This window comes from Sinorhizobium sp. 6-70, from assembly GCF_030124375.1.
Lineage (GTDB): Bacteria > Pseudomonadota > Alphaproteobacteria > Rhizobiales > Rhizobiaceae > Sinorhizobium.
Window position 1 is genome coordinate 70,602 of sequence record NZ_JASKLS010000003.1, and the last position, 13,315, is coordinate 83,916.

Here is a 13,315-nt window from a genome sequence, read left to right on the forward strand (position 1 = left end):
TCAATCGGGACCGGCCCCGCCGGCGAGCATGGGCCAAGCCAGCGTTCTGCGAGAGCCTCGATTGAAGCGAACCGGCCGCGGCTTCAGGCCGCTTGTGTGCTTGCTACGGGGTGTTCCTGCCAATCTCCGTATGTTTTCGGCCATGCACGTTCAGGCTGTGGCGGCTGTCCCCTGCGTGACACTAAGTGCCGCGAACCATGCGCATCATCAGCGCCCGTTTTGAGGTGATCCAACTCCACCCGCGCCAAGGAATTCCGACGCTATGCCAACGAACATTCTGCTTCTCCCGACCACCATATCGAGCTTCATGAATGCGATATCGCGCTCGGCTTCCGAAGGTGCGACCCAGGGCGGAGGCGCTGTCACCATCAAGGCTCTCGGCTGCCTTTACGCCGTCGATCCGCAGGAGGAAGCGCGTGAGGAATTCGCGATCCCTGAAATTGCGCGGTTAGAAGATCTTCTCGAGGTCGACGGAATATTGCTGCTGCTTCGCGACGCGGGCGACGCCACCCGGGCGATCCGCTTTCTGAAACAGGCGGCCAACTTGCCGGAACACCGGCTTTTCATCGGTAAGCTGGGCTCGGTATTCGTCGTGCCCGGCGCCGCATCGCAAGGTCCGGGAGATTGGGGCAAGGAACTGGCATATGAAATGATGAAGCTTGGCATGATCGTGGCGGAGCTTCCCTACCGCTTTCTAATCGGCAACGAGCTTGACGGCGCTGACGGCAAGGCAGCCGCAGGCCCGAGCCTCGTTCAGCTTGTTGCCGCGCGTATGCATGCGCGCCACATCGCCGCCCTAACCAGGCGGATCGATCCGGAGCGCTGCTCACAAGCCGAGCTCATCGGATGACGCCTTTTGTAGCCACGATCTTGGCGCTTGCCATCTTAGGACTGTCAGTCTGTCGCATCCGGCCGATCGGGCCCAAGGGCTGCTCTTGTTTTCAAGGCCAAAGCTTGCGGCGGCACAAAGAGGAGCGGGACGCGTCGGCGTAACACGGTCGCGAGAAAATCGGAGACCGTCAATTGGGCACGAAAGATCGCGACCGCTGCATGTGCTGGGAATATGCAGCGCCCATCGCCGAACTCCTCTTGAACCCGCGCGGCCAGGGCTCGGACGACTTCTGTCTCCTTGAATTCATGGAGCTTCGGGGCAACCGGATGCTTTGCGGCGAGCCGCACATATTCCGATGCCGGCCACCCTCTCCTGAGCGATCATAGCGGCGGGCCGTAAGACAAGCCAACAGCCTTTCATAAGATTGATAATTTCTGTAGAAATAATCATCAAGCCGCGAAACCATTGTCCGTGATGAGCGTTGTCAGCAGGGACTTCGGGTCGGCCTTGGCGGACGCCTTACGCATTCCGGAACTTGCACGGGACAACGGATCAAGGAGACGCCTTTGCTTTATGATGTCGCTGTTGTCGGCTCTGGATTTTCAGCGATCGCGGTGACGATCAACCTGCTCCGGCAACTGCCGGCCTCCACGTCGATTGCGGTCGTCGGTGATGACCCGGGGTTTGGCAGGGGCACCGCCTATCGGACGGAATTTTATGTCCATCGTTTGAATGTTCCTGCCGGCCGCATGAGCGTCTTTCCCGAGAAGCCCGACGATTTTGTCGAATGGCTTCAGGAACATATGCGGCAGGTTTCGGCGGACGGCTTCGCGTCACGGGGAGACTATGGACTTTACTTGCGCGACCGGCTGGCATCGTTGTTGCGTGATCACGAGCGGCGCGCGTGGGTTGATTTCGTCAAGGCCAAGGCGACGGACTGCATTCATTGCAGCGAGGCAGGGCTTGTCTTTCATCTCGACAACGGCGCGGAACTCGGCGCGCGAAACGTCGTGCTCTGTCTCGGCATCGGCAATGCCGATCTGCCGCTCGCCGCTGGGCAAATCGACGCCGGCGTTGAAAGTCGCATCGTGCGCAATCCTTGGCGGCTGAGTTGGCTCTCGAAGGTCGGCCCGAGCGATACGATCTGCATCCTCGGGTCCGGATTGACGATGGTCGATCAGGTGCTTGCCTTGCGGGTTCACGGTCATCGCGGGCGTGTTCGCGTCCTGTCGCGCCGTGGCCTTCCCCCGCATGCGCATCCGACGGCCGACCGCCGGGCGGCGGCCGTCGAGCCGGAGCTCGGAAGTTCGCGAGAGATCAGCGCCCTGCTTGCGGGCTTTCGCAAGCGGGTTCGCGACGGTGCCGATTGGCGCGGTCTGATGGACGGTTTGAGACCGGTGACGCAAAAGCTTTGGCAGGAACTGACGAAAGAGCAACGTTCGCGGTTCCTGCGCCACGGCCTGGCGTGGTGGAACGTCCACCGCCATCGGATCGCCCCGGAGATATCTTCGCGTTTCGAGGCCTTGAGAAGAGATGGCATCGTTACCGTCCACGCCGGTTTTCTGGAGGCGATCGAGGAAGGGCCTCGCGGTGCATTGGTCAGGTATCGAGAAAGGCAAAGCCACCGGCCCCGATCGTTCAATGCGGATTGGATCGTCAACTGCACCGGTATGGAGCGGGCTGGAGTCGCGCATTCGCCGCTGCTTCGGGCGATGCAGCGGCAGGGGCTGATCAGTCCCGACGAGCTCGGACTCGGCCTTTCTGTCGACAAGGGCTCCCGCGTGCTTGATCAGCAGAAAGAGCCGCAGCCAGGGCTTTACGCGGTCGGCGCTTTGACGGCGGGCCAGTTCTGGGAAATCACTGCGGTTCCGGATATCCGTGTCCAGGTGCAAGACGTGGCAACCGCGATTGCGTCGACTCTGCGGGCTTGATGCCACCTCACGGCGTCAATGCATGATGCTGCTGAGGAAATGCCTCGTCCTTGGCTGTTTCGGATCGTCGAAGAACCGGTTCGGCTCGTTGATCTCGACGATCTCTCCGCCCTCCATGAAAACCACTCGGTCAGCCACCTTGCGAGCGAAGCCCATTTCGTGCGTGACGACGATCATGGTCATCCCGTCTTCCGCGAGAGCGATCATCGTATCCAGCACCTCTTTTACCATCTCGGGATCGAGCGCCGACGTCGGTTCGTCGAAGAGCATGATCCTCGGCGACATGCATAGGGCTCGGGCGATTGCGACCCGCTGCTGCTGCCCTCCCGACAGCTGGCCCGGATATTTTTCCGCCTGTTCCGGGATGCGGACCTTGCTGAGGAAGTGCATCGCGAACTCCTCCGCTTCCTTCCGCCGCTTCCCGCGCGAAAGTATCTGCGGCAGCGCGCAGTTCTCTTTGACCGTGAGATGGGGGAAGAGGTTGAAGTGCTGAAACACCATGCCGACCTCGCGCCGGATCGCGTCAAGGTTCCTGAGACTTTCATCAAGTTCGATGCCATTGACCGAGATGCTTCCGGCTTGATGTTCCTCGATACGGTTTACGCAACGGATCAGCGTCGACTTGCCCGACCCCGAGGGGCCGCAGATGACGATGCGTTCTCCCGGAGCGACTACCAGATTGATGTCCTTGAGAACCTGGAAATTGCCGTACCATTTGTTGAGCGCGGCAATGGAAATCGCAGCGGAAGTTAGAGCGTGATTCATCGGTAGGTCCTCGCTTGGACGCGGCTTTCGAGCCAGCGTGCGTAGTTGGAGATGCCGAAGCAAATGACGAAGTAGATGGCTGCGACGAAGACATAGCTCTCGACATAAGGAGCCGGCCATAGCGGGTCTGTCGCGGCCACGCGGCTTGCGCTCAGCATGTCGAACACCCCGACGATGAGGACGAGACTGGTGTTCTTCACCATCACGATCGCGGTGTTCGTCAAAGGCGGTATCACTTTCTGCAGCGCCTGCGGCAGCACGATGTGCCAGACGGTTTTCCATCCCGGGATGCCGAGCGCTTTTGCCGCCTCAACCTGTCCTGGAGGAAGGCCCTGAAGGCCGCCGCGGATCACTTCAGCAAGATAGGCGGCGGCGAATACGGTGAGCGCTGCCAGCGTGCGACCCAACTTGTCGATCGTCCATCCGGCTGGGAGCAGCAGCGGCAGCAGGATAGACGCCACGAACAGGAGGCCCACCAGCGGCAGGCCGCGGACCAACTCGATCGTCAGGATCGAAAGGAGGCGCGGGACGGGCAGTTTCGAGCGCCGCCCCAATGCCAGGAACACGGCAAAGGGGAAACCGAGTCCGAGCGACAGGAGAGCAAGAAGAAGCGTGACGGGCAGGCCACCCCAACTGGATGTCGGCACCAGAGCCATCCCGAGAACACCGCCCCACATCAGGGTCAGCATCGCGGCAATCGCCGCAACCCAGCCGTAGGCGAGTTTGCGACCCCACAGGCGAGGGGATAGCGATGCGAGGACCATCGTGATGATAAGGCCCATCACAACGAGCGGACGCCACTGTTGGTCCGGCGGGTAGACGCCGAAGATGATGAACCGGAACTTTGCGGCGATGAACGCCCAGCAGGCGCCGCCCTCCCTGCAGGTTGCGGGGTCGCCTGTCGTCCAGTTGGCATCGAACACGGCCCAGTTGATCGCCGGGATCATCGACAGCAGCAGGAACCCGGTGGCGACGGTAAGGGACGTCGCCGCCAGATCGCCGAAGAAGACGTGAACGACCGGCTTGCGGGAGCGCCGGGGCGGCGTGGCCAAGGCGGGCCGCCCGAGGATGGGGGTCGTGTCGGTGATTGTCATCGTGCCTCCACCAGCGCCACGCGGGCGTTGTACCAGTTCATGAACAGCGAAACGGCAAGGCTGATCGTCAGAAATGTGCCGAGCAGGAGCGCGATGCTCTCGATCGCCTGGCCCGTCTGGTTGATGACAGTCCCGACGACCAGGCCAAGCTCCGGATATCCGACTGCGAGTGCGAGCGTCGTGTTCTTGACGGTCGAAAGGTATTGGGAGGTCATCGGCGGGATGATGATCCGCAGCGCCTGAGGGATGATCACGTGCGTCAGCGTGTGTCGCTCCGACAAGCCGATGGCACGGCCGGCTTCCCACTGGCCCGCAGGAACCGCATCGATACCACCGCGAATGATCTCCCCGATAAAGGCCGAGGTATAGATGACGAGGCCCACCATGAGTGCCGCAAACTCGGGCGAAAGCCTCAGTCCGCCGGAGAAATTGAAGCCCTTATATTCAGGCAGGCTGAGGCTTGTCGCAGGAATGAACAGCGCGGCCCAGAAGAGCGCAAAAGCCGCTGACACTGCAAGCAGCAGAAGACCCGCGCCTCCTCCTTCCAACCGGAAATACGACACAACCTTTCGACGAAAGGCGACGAGCAGGGCGAGGCTCGCGAGGAGACAACCAACGAAGGCTGCCGCATTGGCGTCCAGTTCAAGAGCCGGAATGTAGAGCCCGCGGAGCGACAGGAAGACGCCCGGCAGCGGGTTCAGGGCTTCACGTGGCGCCGGCAGCGCCGTGGTCGCGAGCGCATACCAGAAGAGCAGGTGGACGATCAGCGGCATGTTGCGCACGGTCGTCACGAAAACGCTGGCGACGCCGGAGGTCAGCGGATGCTGCGACCGACGAGCCAACCCCACGATCAGGCCGAGAGCTGTCGATAGCGCGATGGCAAGAATCGAGATCGCAACCGTGTTCCCGACTCCCGTGATGTAGGCCCACAGGAAGGTATCGGCGGGGTCGTAGGGCAGCACGCTTTCCGAGATCGGAAAGTTGGCGGGCCGCGACAGGAAGTCGAAGCCGACGCGTATTCCACGGGCGTCGAGGTTGGCGACGGTGTTTGTGACGAGCCAGATGAGGAGGGCGGCCAGACCGCCCAGCAGGAGCAACTGTCCGCCCCAGTTCCTGAACCGTCTATTGTCCCAAAGAGCGGCAATCATTGCGGTGCTCCCTCGAGGATTATTGGAACGCGAGCGGGAACATCAGGCCGCCATCCGAGAACAGCTTGTTCGGTCCGCGGTCGATCTTGAGGGGGCTGCCCTTTCCGACGTTGCGATCGAACATCTCGCCGTAATTGCCGAGCTGCTTGACGATGTTGTAGGCGAATTTGTCGTCGAGCCCGAGGGCCTTGCCGTTGCCCGGCTCAACGCCGAGGAAGCGCTTGATGCGCGGATCGCCCGAAACCACCATCTCATCGACATTGGCCTGCGTGATACCGTACATCTCCGCATTCAGGAGCGCCTGGATCGACCAGTTCACGATGTCCAGCCACTGGTCGTCGCCATGGCGCACGGCGGGCGTCAAAGCATCCATGTATTTGGTGGCGGGAAAGATGACGTAGCCATCCGGGTCTTTCGACTGGGTGGCGCGGACGGAGGCCAGCGCCGAGGCGTCGGTGATCAGCGCGTCGCACCGGCCCGAGAAGAATGCCTGCCTCGTCGCGGCCACGTTGTCGAATACGACAGGCTTGAGCTGCAGGTTCAGTCTGGACGACACGTCGTTCACCACGACTTCGGTGGTGGAACCTGTCTGCACGCAGACGGACGCGCCGGTCATCTCCTCGACCTTGGTGACCCCGGATGACCTTGCAACCATGAAGCCGGTGAACTCATAGTAGTTGGGCGTGGCGAAGTTGATGCCGTTGGCGTCGCGCTGAAGTGTCCAGGTCAGCGTGCGGGGGAGGATGTCGATCTCACCCGTCTGAAGCGCCGGGATGCGCTGCTGGCCGCTCAGCGGCACAAACTCGACCTTGTCCTTGTCACCGAAGACCGCAACCGCGACGGCGCGGCAGGTTTCGACGTCGAGGCCCCTCCAATACCCCTTCTCGTCCGGGGCACCGAAGCCGACGGTACCCTGGCTTGCTCCACAGATCAGATGGCCGCGGGCCTTCACGGAATCCACGGTGGGGCCGGCGTGAGCCTGAGCGGTGGCCGCGACCGCCAAGGTCGCGGCAAGTGTAGCGGTCTTCCAATTCATGTTGTTGTTCCCTTTTATCGTTGGTGTCAGGTTTTCTATGCCGTCTTCGGCATTGCAGGGCGTTCCGCTATCGCTTCGATGATCGGCTCGAGGTCGGCCCAGAGATCTCTTTCGTCTTCCAGGCCGATGCTGATGCGAAGGATGGTGCCCGGGTGGGCGTTTCCGTCGGTCGCGCGCGTGATCGTCATAGGGGCAAGCAGGCTGTGGGTGCCGCCCCAGGAGGCTCCGATGGAGAAGGTCTTGGCCGCGGTGAGATGGCTGGGGAGCGCGTCTTCCGCGTAACGCGGGATGATGACGCTGAAGACGCCGCTCGAGCCCGCGAAATCCCGCTGCCAGTATCTATGGCCCGGGCAATCCGGCAGCGCCGGGTGAAGCACGAGATTCGCTGGTACACGCGACGCGATGCGCTTGGCGAAATCGGCCGCCACCCGGCCGGAATGGGCAAGGCGCACACCCATCGTCTCCAGTCCGCGCAGCGCCAGCGCGCAATCGTCGGGCGACACGCCGATGCCGATCATGCGCATCGTGTCCTTGAGCCGCCGATGGAGGTCGATGTCCTTCACGGAGATCGATCCCATGAGCAGGTCGGAGTGGCCGCCCACATATTTCGTCAGCGCCTGTGACGAGAAGTCGACGCCATGCGCCAATGGCTTGAAATATAGGGGCGTCGCCCAGGTATTATCGCAGCCGGTCAGCACGCCGCGCGCCTTGGCTGCGGCCACGATCGCCGGAATGTCCTGCACCTCCATGGTGGTGGAGCCCGGGGACTCGGTCCAGACGAGCCGGACGCTGTCGTCGATGAGGTCGGCGATGCCTGCGCCAATCATCGGGTCGTAGATACGGTGATTGATGCCGCGCGGCTTGAGGTGGTTCTCGCAAAAACCAGCGACCGGCGGATAGGCGGTGTCGGGGATAAGAACAGTGTCGCCCGGCATGAGGACGGACAGGAAAACGATGGTGATCGCTGCCTGACCCGATGGAACAAGCACGGTGCGGAGGCCCTGTTCGAGTTGGCTAAGCGACGCTTCCAGCGTCCGGGACGTCGGCGTGCCGTGCAGGCCGTAAGTATAGCCGTCCGGGCCGCGGTATTTCCGGTTGGCGTAGGCTTCGGCACTGTCGAACACGATCGTGGATGCCCGGTATGTCGGGATCGCCAGGCTTGCGAAGCCGTCGTGGGAGACCTGTGGCCGCTTTACGCAGAGCGTCTTGTCACGCATGTCTTGTCCTCGTTCAGATTTCGAGCCCAGTGTTGACATGCGGACCCTAGAAGGGCAATTGACGAACATGCCTAAGTCCATGCCGAAACCTTATAGGTCCAGAACGTGAACTTCCGCCAGATCGAAGCGTTTCGCGCTGTCATCATCACCGGCACCGTATCTGCGGGCGCAGAGCTGATGGGGATCACCCAGCCTGCCGTCAGCCGCCTCATCGCCGAGCTCGAAGCATCCACCGGTTTTGCCCTCTTCGACCGCGTGAAAGGCAGGCTGGTGCCCACGCCCGAGGGGCAGATCTTCTATCGCGACGTGGAGGCCAGCTTCCGCGGACTTGATCGGCTACGGTCTTCGGCCGCCCGCATCCGCGATTTCGGCTCCGGGCACATCCGCGTCGCAAGCCTCGCCGCAGCGGGTTCGACCATCGTGCCGCGGGCCGTCCGCAAATTCCGCGAAACGCACTCCTCGGCGATCGTTACCCTCAGCATCATGACGTCCGCAGCCGTCCGCAATCATGTGGTGGACGGGGAATTCGACCTCGGGCTCGCCGCGGACGAGGTCGACCTTTCCGGTGTCGGCCATCAGGTATTCGGCAGCTTTCCGGCGCTCTGCGCCATGCCGCCGGGCCACCCGCTCGCCGTCAAGAGCGTGATACGGCCCCAAGACTTCGACGGCGTCGATTACGTCGCGCTGTCGCCGGAGGACAGGGCGCGCCTCCAGTTCGATCGCTTGTGTGCGGAAGCAGACGTGCGGCCAAATCTCGTCATCGAAACCCCGTTCGCGGTCACCGCTTGCGCGCTTGCGCTCGAGGGAGTTGGCGTCGGAATAGTCAACCCTTTGGCAATCGACGGTTTTGCCGAAAGGGGATTGATCTTCCGCCCCTTCGAGCCGCCGGTCTACTTCAAAAGCTATCTTCTGTTCCGGCCGGACATGCAGAAGGCAAGCCTGGTTCGGGCCTTCGTTTCGGCTTTGCTGGATGCCAGGAACACCAGACCTTCGGCAAAGTTCGACAGGGGCTGTCCCCCTGACTGGCGAGGCTAGAGCGCCGGGCGTTCAAATGAACGCCCAAAGGACGCTCTAGAACTTTGAATCTAGAGCATCTTTTCTGCTTTCAGCGATTCCACTTGAAAGCAGGACGCTCTAGCCCGGCAATCGCTGACCAGTCTTAGGTTGCCGGGGATTTGCGAGTGGTGGCGCGCGGGCGATGATGAACGCGATCGCCAGGACCGTGACGCAAAGCCCGGCGGTAAAAGCCGTGACCCCCTCCCAACCCCACTTGCTCCACATCACCCCACCCGCAGAACCAAGCAGGCTCGAGCCGGCGTAGTAGCCGAAGAGATAAAGCGCGCTCGCATAGCCGCGACTGTCGAAGGCTCTTCTGCTGACCCAGCTCGAGGCGACGGTATGCGCCCCGAAAAACCCCATCGTGACGATCCCGATCGCTGAAACGATGAGCCAGAGCGGAGAGGGTGCAGTCAGCAGCAGGCCGATCAGCAGAACGACGACGGGTCGCCAGAACGTCGGGCGCACGCCGATCCGGCCCGCCAGCTTCCCGAACCAGGCGGAACTTGCCGATCCGAGCATATAGAGCAGGAAGATCGCGCCGATCTCGGCATGGCTGAGAGCGTAGGGTTCGACAGCCAGCCGATACGGTGCGTAGTTGTAGATCGTGACGAAGGCTCCCATCATGAGGAAGCCGGTGCCATAGAGCATCAGCAGAACCCGGTCGCGAAGCACGCTTGCATAACCGCCGAGGAAGCTCCGAAGGGAATGGCGTTGCGGCTGAAACGCGCGCGATGCGGGGGCGCTGGCACAAAAGACGATCGCGGCTGCCGCGCTGAAGAGGCCTATCGAGGCAATCGCCCACCGCCAGCCGAGCCACTCGGTGGCGACCGCCGCGCCAAGCCGCCCGATCATCCCTCCGAACGCCGAACCCGCGATGTAGAGCCCCATGGCGGGACCGATCGTGGCGGGCTCTACCTCTTCGGCAATGTAGGTCATCGCGACGGCAGGCACGCCTGCGAGCGCGATGCCGGACAGACAGCGCAACAGGAGCAGGCTTTCCCACGTTGGCGCAATCGCCGCCATGGTCCCGAAGAGCGCGGCGGAGATCAGCGAGTAGATCATCAATGTCCGACGCCCGATCCGGTCCGAGAGCCAGCCCGCAGCCAGAATCCCGATCGCCATCGGACCGGTCGCCAACGAGACAGCGAGGCTCGAATTTTCGGGCGAGATCCCGAACGTCGTGGAAAACTCCGGCAGAAGTGGCTGGACGCTGTACAACAGCGAGAACGTGGCGAAACCAGCCATGACCATCGCGGTGGCGAGGCGCTTGTACTCCGCCGTTCCGATCTGAATGAGGTCGTCGTTCTCCATTGCTCATCCTCTGTCCAGGGCAGTTCCCGCCCAAGAGCACGGGTTTGCTGTCGAGGACAATGACATTCTGGCCGGCCGCACCATGACGAGGGCCGGCATTTGTGTTGCGACCCCCCGCAGCGCCGCGCGTCTTCACAGCCGCGCAAAGGACGCTGCAACGCTCTGAATTTCTGCATGTTTCACTCGCTGGGTCGACCACGATTTAAGGAAACATGCATTAGGCTTCAAAGGCGAATGATCACGGATTTGAGCTGAGTGTAGTGTGAAAGCGCGTCGATTCCTTGCTCGCGTCCATAGCCGCTGTACTTGAAACCGCCGCAGGGGGTCTGCACGAAGCCGCCGCTGTATTCGTTGACGACGATCCGCCCGGCCTCGAGGCGAGCGGCCACACGGTGAACCCGTCCGATGTTCTGGGACCAGATACCGGCGGCCAGGCCGAGATCGGAATCGTTGGCGATGCGCACAGCGTCCGTCTCATCCTTGAACGGAATGACGCACAGGATCGGCCCGAAGATCTCTTCTCGGGCGAGCTCCATGTCATTGCGCACACCGGTGTAGACCGTCGGCTCGATGTAGTTTCCGCTTCCGAGTTCGGATCCGGTGGCGACCTTGCCGCCGATCGCGGGCGTCAGGCCATCACGTTCGGCAATGGCAAAGAAGCTCTTGATCTTCTCGAATTGCGCCTCCGTCGTGATCGGGCCATTGGAGGCGTCGAACTGCGGACCAAGATGAAGCGCGGCGACGTTGGCGACGAGTTTCTCGACGAACGCATCATGAATGCTTTCCTGCACCAGAAGTCGCGTTCCCGCGGCGCACCACTGCCCGCTATTCCAGGTGAATGCGCGCGTCGAGCCTTTTGCCGCGGCCTCCAGATCCGCATCGTCAAAGACAATGTTGGCGCTCTTGCCGCCGAGTTCGAGCGTGAGGGGAAGGACGCGTTCGGCTGCGATCCGCCCCAGTTCCTGGCCGGCCTTGAGGCCGCCCGTAAACGATATTTTCCGTACTGCAGGATGGGTGGCCATCGCCGGTCCGACCGCAGAGCCTTTGCCGACGACCACGTTCAAGACCCCGGCCGGCAAGCCGTGCGCGACCGCGAACTTCGCGAAGGCCACGAGCGAGCCCGAAGTGTGCTCGGAAGGCTTGGCGACCACCGTGTTTCCTGTCGCCAGCGCCGGAGCGATGGCGCGGGCTGCCTGATGCAGCGGCGCGTTCCACGGAAGTATCACGCCGATGACGCCGAAGGGGTCCCGTCTGGTGTAGACGTGATAGTCGGGGCCGACATTGATGACTTCCCCGTCCATGACATTGACGATGCCGCCATAGAATTCGAAATACTGGGCGGTGAGATCCAGGAGCGCGGCCATCTCGCGGCCGGGCTTTCCCGTTTCCTGGCTTTCGATGTCGACAATGTGCTGGCCATCCTCGCGAAGTCGTCGCGCGATATCGACGAGGATCCGGCCGCGCTCCGACGGGCGCATGTCGCTCCATGCAGACAGCGCCTGGGAGGCCGCGTCGCAGGCGAGCGCGACGTCTTTTTCGCCGCCATTGCCGACGTCCTTTATCCTGGCTTTCGTGCGCGGGTCCAGCTTGACGGAATAATGGCCGTCGACAGGGTCGACATCCCTGCCGCCGATGTAACTCACAGTCCGGTCGCTCATCTCATTCCCTCGCCATCTTGGTTCTGTTTCCTTCTTCCCCCGACTTCATCGGGACGGGGGCCTTTTTGGTCATGCTTATGACGTTGCTCTCCAGCACGCCGTCGATTGCCTGCTCGCTGAAGCCATAGGACCTTAGAATTGCGCGCGAGTCTTCGCCGAGTTTAGGCGCCACCTTGTGATTGCCGGCGTTCATGGCCGCGCTGTTGATCGGAAAGCCCGGCACGGTGATCTCGCCATGTTGCGGATCGCGGAGCTTGAGCAACATGCCGCTGGCCGCGAGTTGCGGGTGATCCATCAAATCCTTGTAGTCGGAGACAGGCGCGCAAAGGATGTCGGCCTGCAGCAGCAGCGAGAGCCATTCAGCGCGGCTCTTTTGCCGGAAGCGTGGGCTGAGCAACTCCTTCATCAGCGCGCGATTGGCAACGCGCGTCGACGAATCCGCGAGGCGTGGATCTGCTGCAAGTTCCGGAACGCCGAGTACCTCGCACAATCGCTCCCAACGACCGCCGTTATAGGCGGCGACCATCAACCAGCCGTCTGCCGCTTCAAAGGCCTCGTTGGGAGCAGAGTAGGGGGCCGCACTCCCGATGCGCTTCGGGACCTCCCCGTCCGCGAGATAATTGGTGAGTGAAACCTGCTGAAGCGCGATTGCCGCGTTGAAAAGATTGACGTCCAGTTGCGCGCCGAGGCCAATCTCCTCAGTCTTGCGCAATTGCGCCAGGATGCCCATCGCCGCGACATAGCCGGTGAAGACGTCGATCACGGGAGCCTGCACCTTCGAAGGTTCGGCATCTTCCGTACCGATGATGCTCATCAGGCCGCTGTCGGCCTGCAGGATGCCGTCGACGCCCGGTCGTTGAGCGTAGGGGCCGGATTGGCCATAGGCGGAAATCGAGCAATAGACGAGCCGCGGGTTCAAAGCCGACAACGTCTTGTAACCGAGCCCGAGCCTGTCCATCACCCCGGGCCGCATGCTCTCGACGACGATGTCTGCCTCGGCGGCCAAGCAGCGTGCCGCGTCCGCGGCAGCGGGGGATTTAAGGTCGAGGTTCAGGCCCAGCTTGTTTCGGTTGAAGCCATGAAACAGGGCGCTGTCGTTGCCGATCCACGCCGGGCCGAGCTTGCGGCCCAACTCGCCTTCCGGCGGCTCGACCTTGATGACTTTGGCGCCCATATCGGCGAGCAGCATCGTGCACGTCGGGCCTGCGCCGATATGCGTGAAGTCGATGACCGTCAGTCCGTTCAATGCTCCGCTTAGCATGGC

At 62.2% G+C, this 13,315-nt stretch carries 11 protein-coding genes; 3 read left to right on the plus strand and 8 right to left on the minus strand.

Annotation, left to right across the window (positions count from 1 at the left end):
• Window positions 1-262: 262 nt before the first annotated feature.
• Complete coding sequence (locus tag QN222_RS07455) at window positions 263-850, plus strand: hypothetical protein (RefSeq protein ID WP_283962636.1); 588 nt, start codon at window positions 263-265, stop codon at window positions 848-850.
• 548 nt (window positions 851-1,398) lie between these two features.
• Window positions 1,399-2,763, plus strand: coding sequence for an FAD/NAD(P)-binding protein (locus tag QN222_RS07460; protein WP_283962637.1), 1,365 nt, complete (start codon window positions 1,399-1,401; stop codon window positions 2,761-2,763).
• Between the two features lie 15 nt (window positions 2,764-2,778).
• On the opposite strand, the gene QN222_RS07465 is transcribed toward QN222_RS07460, so the two are convergent.
• The 5 genes from QN222_RS07465 to QN222_RS07485 are packed head-to-tail and all read right to left on the minus strand — an operon-like array spanning window position 2,779 to window position 8,023.
• The gene (locus QN222_RS07465; RefSeq protein WP_283962638.1) at window positions 2,779-3,528 is read right to left on the minus strand and encodes an amino acid ABC transporter ATP-binding protein; all 750 of its coding nucleotides are present in this window, start codon (window positions 3,526-3,528) and stop codon (window positions 2,779-2,781) included.
• Window positions 3,525-4,622, minus strand: coding sequence for an amino acid ABC transporter permease (locus QN222_RS07470; RefSeq protein WP_283962639.1), 1,098 nt, complete (start codon window positions 4,620-4,622; stop codon window positions 3,525-3,527). The genes QN222_RS07465 and QN222_RS07470 overlap by 4 nt, the downstream gene beginning before the upstream one ends.
• The gene (locus QN222_RS07475; RefSeq protein WP_283962640.1) at window positions 4,619-5,770 is read right to left on the minus strand and encodes an ABC transporter permease subunit; all 1,152 of its coding nucleotides are present in this window, start codon (window positions 5,768-5,770) and stop codon (window positions 4,619-4,621) included. Before QN222_RS07475 ends, QN222_RS07470 begins: the two co-directional genes overlap by 4 nt.
• Window positions 5,771-5,789: 19 nt before the next feature.
• Complete coding sequence (locus QN222_RS07480; protein ID WP_283962641.1) at window positions 5,790-6,806, minus strand: amino acid ABC transporter substrate-binding protein; 1,017 nt, start codon at window positions 6,804-6,806, stop codon at window positions 5,790-5,792.
• 35 nt (window positions 6,807-6,841) lie between these two features.
• Window positions 6,842-8,023: a PLP-dependent transferase gene (locus QN222_RS07485; protein WP_283962642.1), complete on the minus strand. Its 1,182-nt coding sequence runs from the start codon at window positions 8,021-8,023 to the stop codon at window positions 6,842-6,844.
• 105 nt (window positions 8,024-8,128) lie between these two features.
• Between QN222_RS07485 and QN222_RS07490 the strand changes: the two genes are divergently transcribed.
• Window positions 8,129-9,058: a LysR substrate-binding domain-containing protein gene (locus QN222_RS07490; RefSeq protein ID WP_283962643.1), complete on the plus strand. Its 930-nt coding sequence runs from the start codon at window positions 8,129-8,131 to the stop codon at window positions 9,056-9,058.
• Between the two features lie 99 nt (window positions 9,059-9,157).
• Here the strand turns inward: QN222_RS07490 and QN222_RS07495 are convergent, their stop codons facing one another.
• From QN222_RS07495 to QN222_RS07505, 3 genes are all read right to left on the minus strand, one after another.
• A complete protein-coding gene (locus tag QN222_RS07495; protein ID WP_284005342.1) occupies window positions 9,158-10,393 on the minus strand; it encodes an MFS transporter in 1,236 nt (411 codons plus the stop codon).
• Between the two features lie 224 nt (window positions 10,394-10,617).
• Window positions 10,618-12,051 (minus strand): aldehyde dehydrogenase family protein, encoded by a 1,434-nt coding sequence (locus tag QN222_RS07500; RefSeq protein WP_283965910.1) that lies wholly within the window; start codon window positions 12,049-12,051, stop codon window positions 10,618-10,620.
• Window position 12,052: 1 nt separating this feature from the next.
• Window positions 12,053-13,312 carry a CoA transferase gene (locus QN222_RS07505; RefSeq protein WP_283965911.1) on the minus strand — a complete coding sequence of 420 codons (1,260 nt, stop codon included), beginning with the start codon at window positions 13,310-13,312 and terminating at the stop codon, window positions 12,053-12,055.
• Window positions 13,313-13,315: the final 3 nt, after the last annotated feature.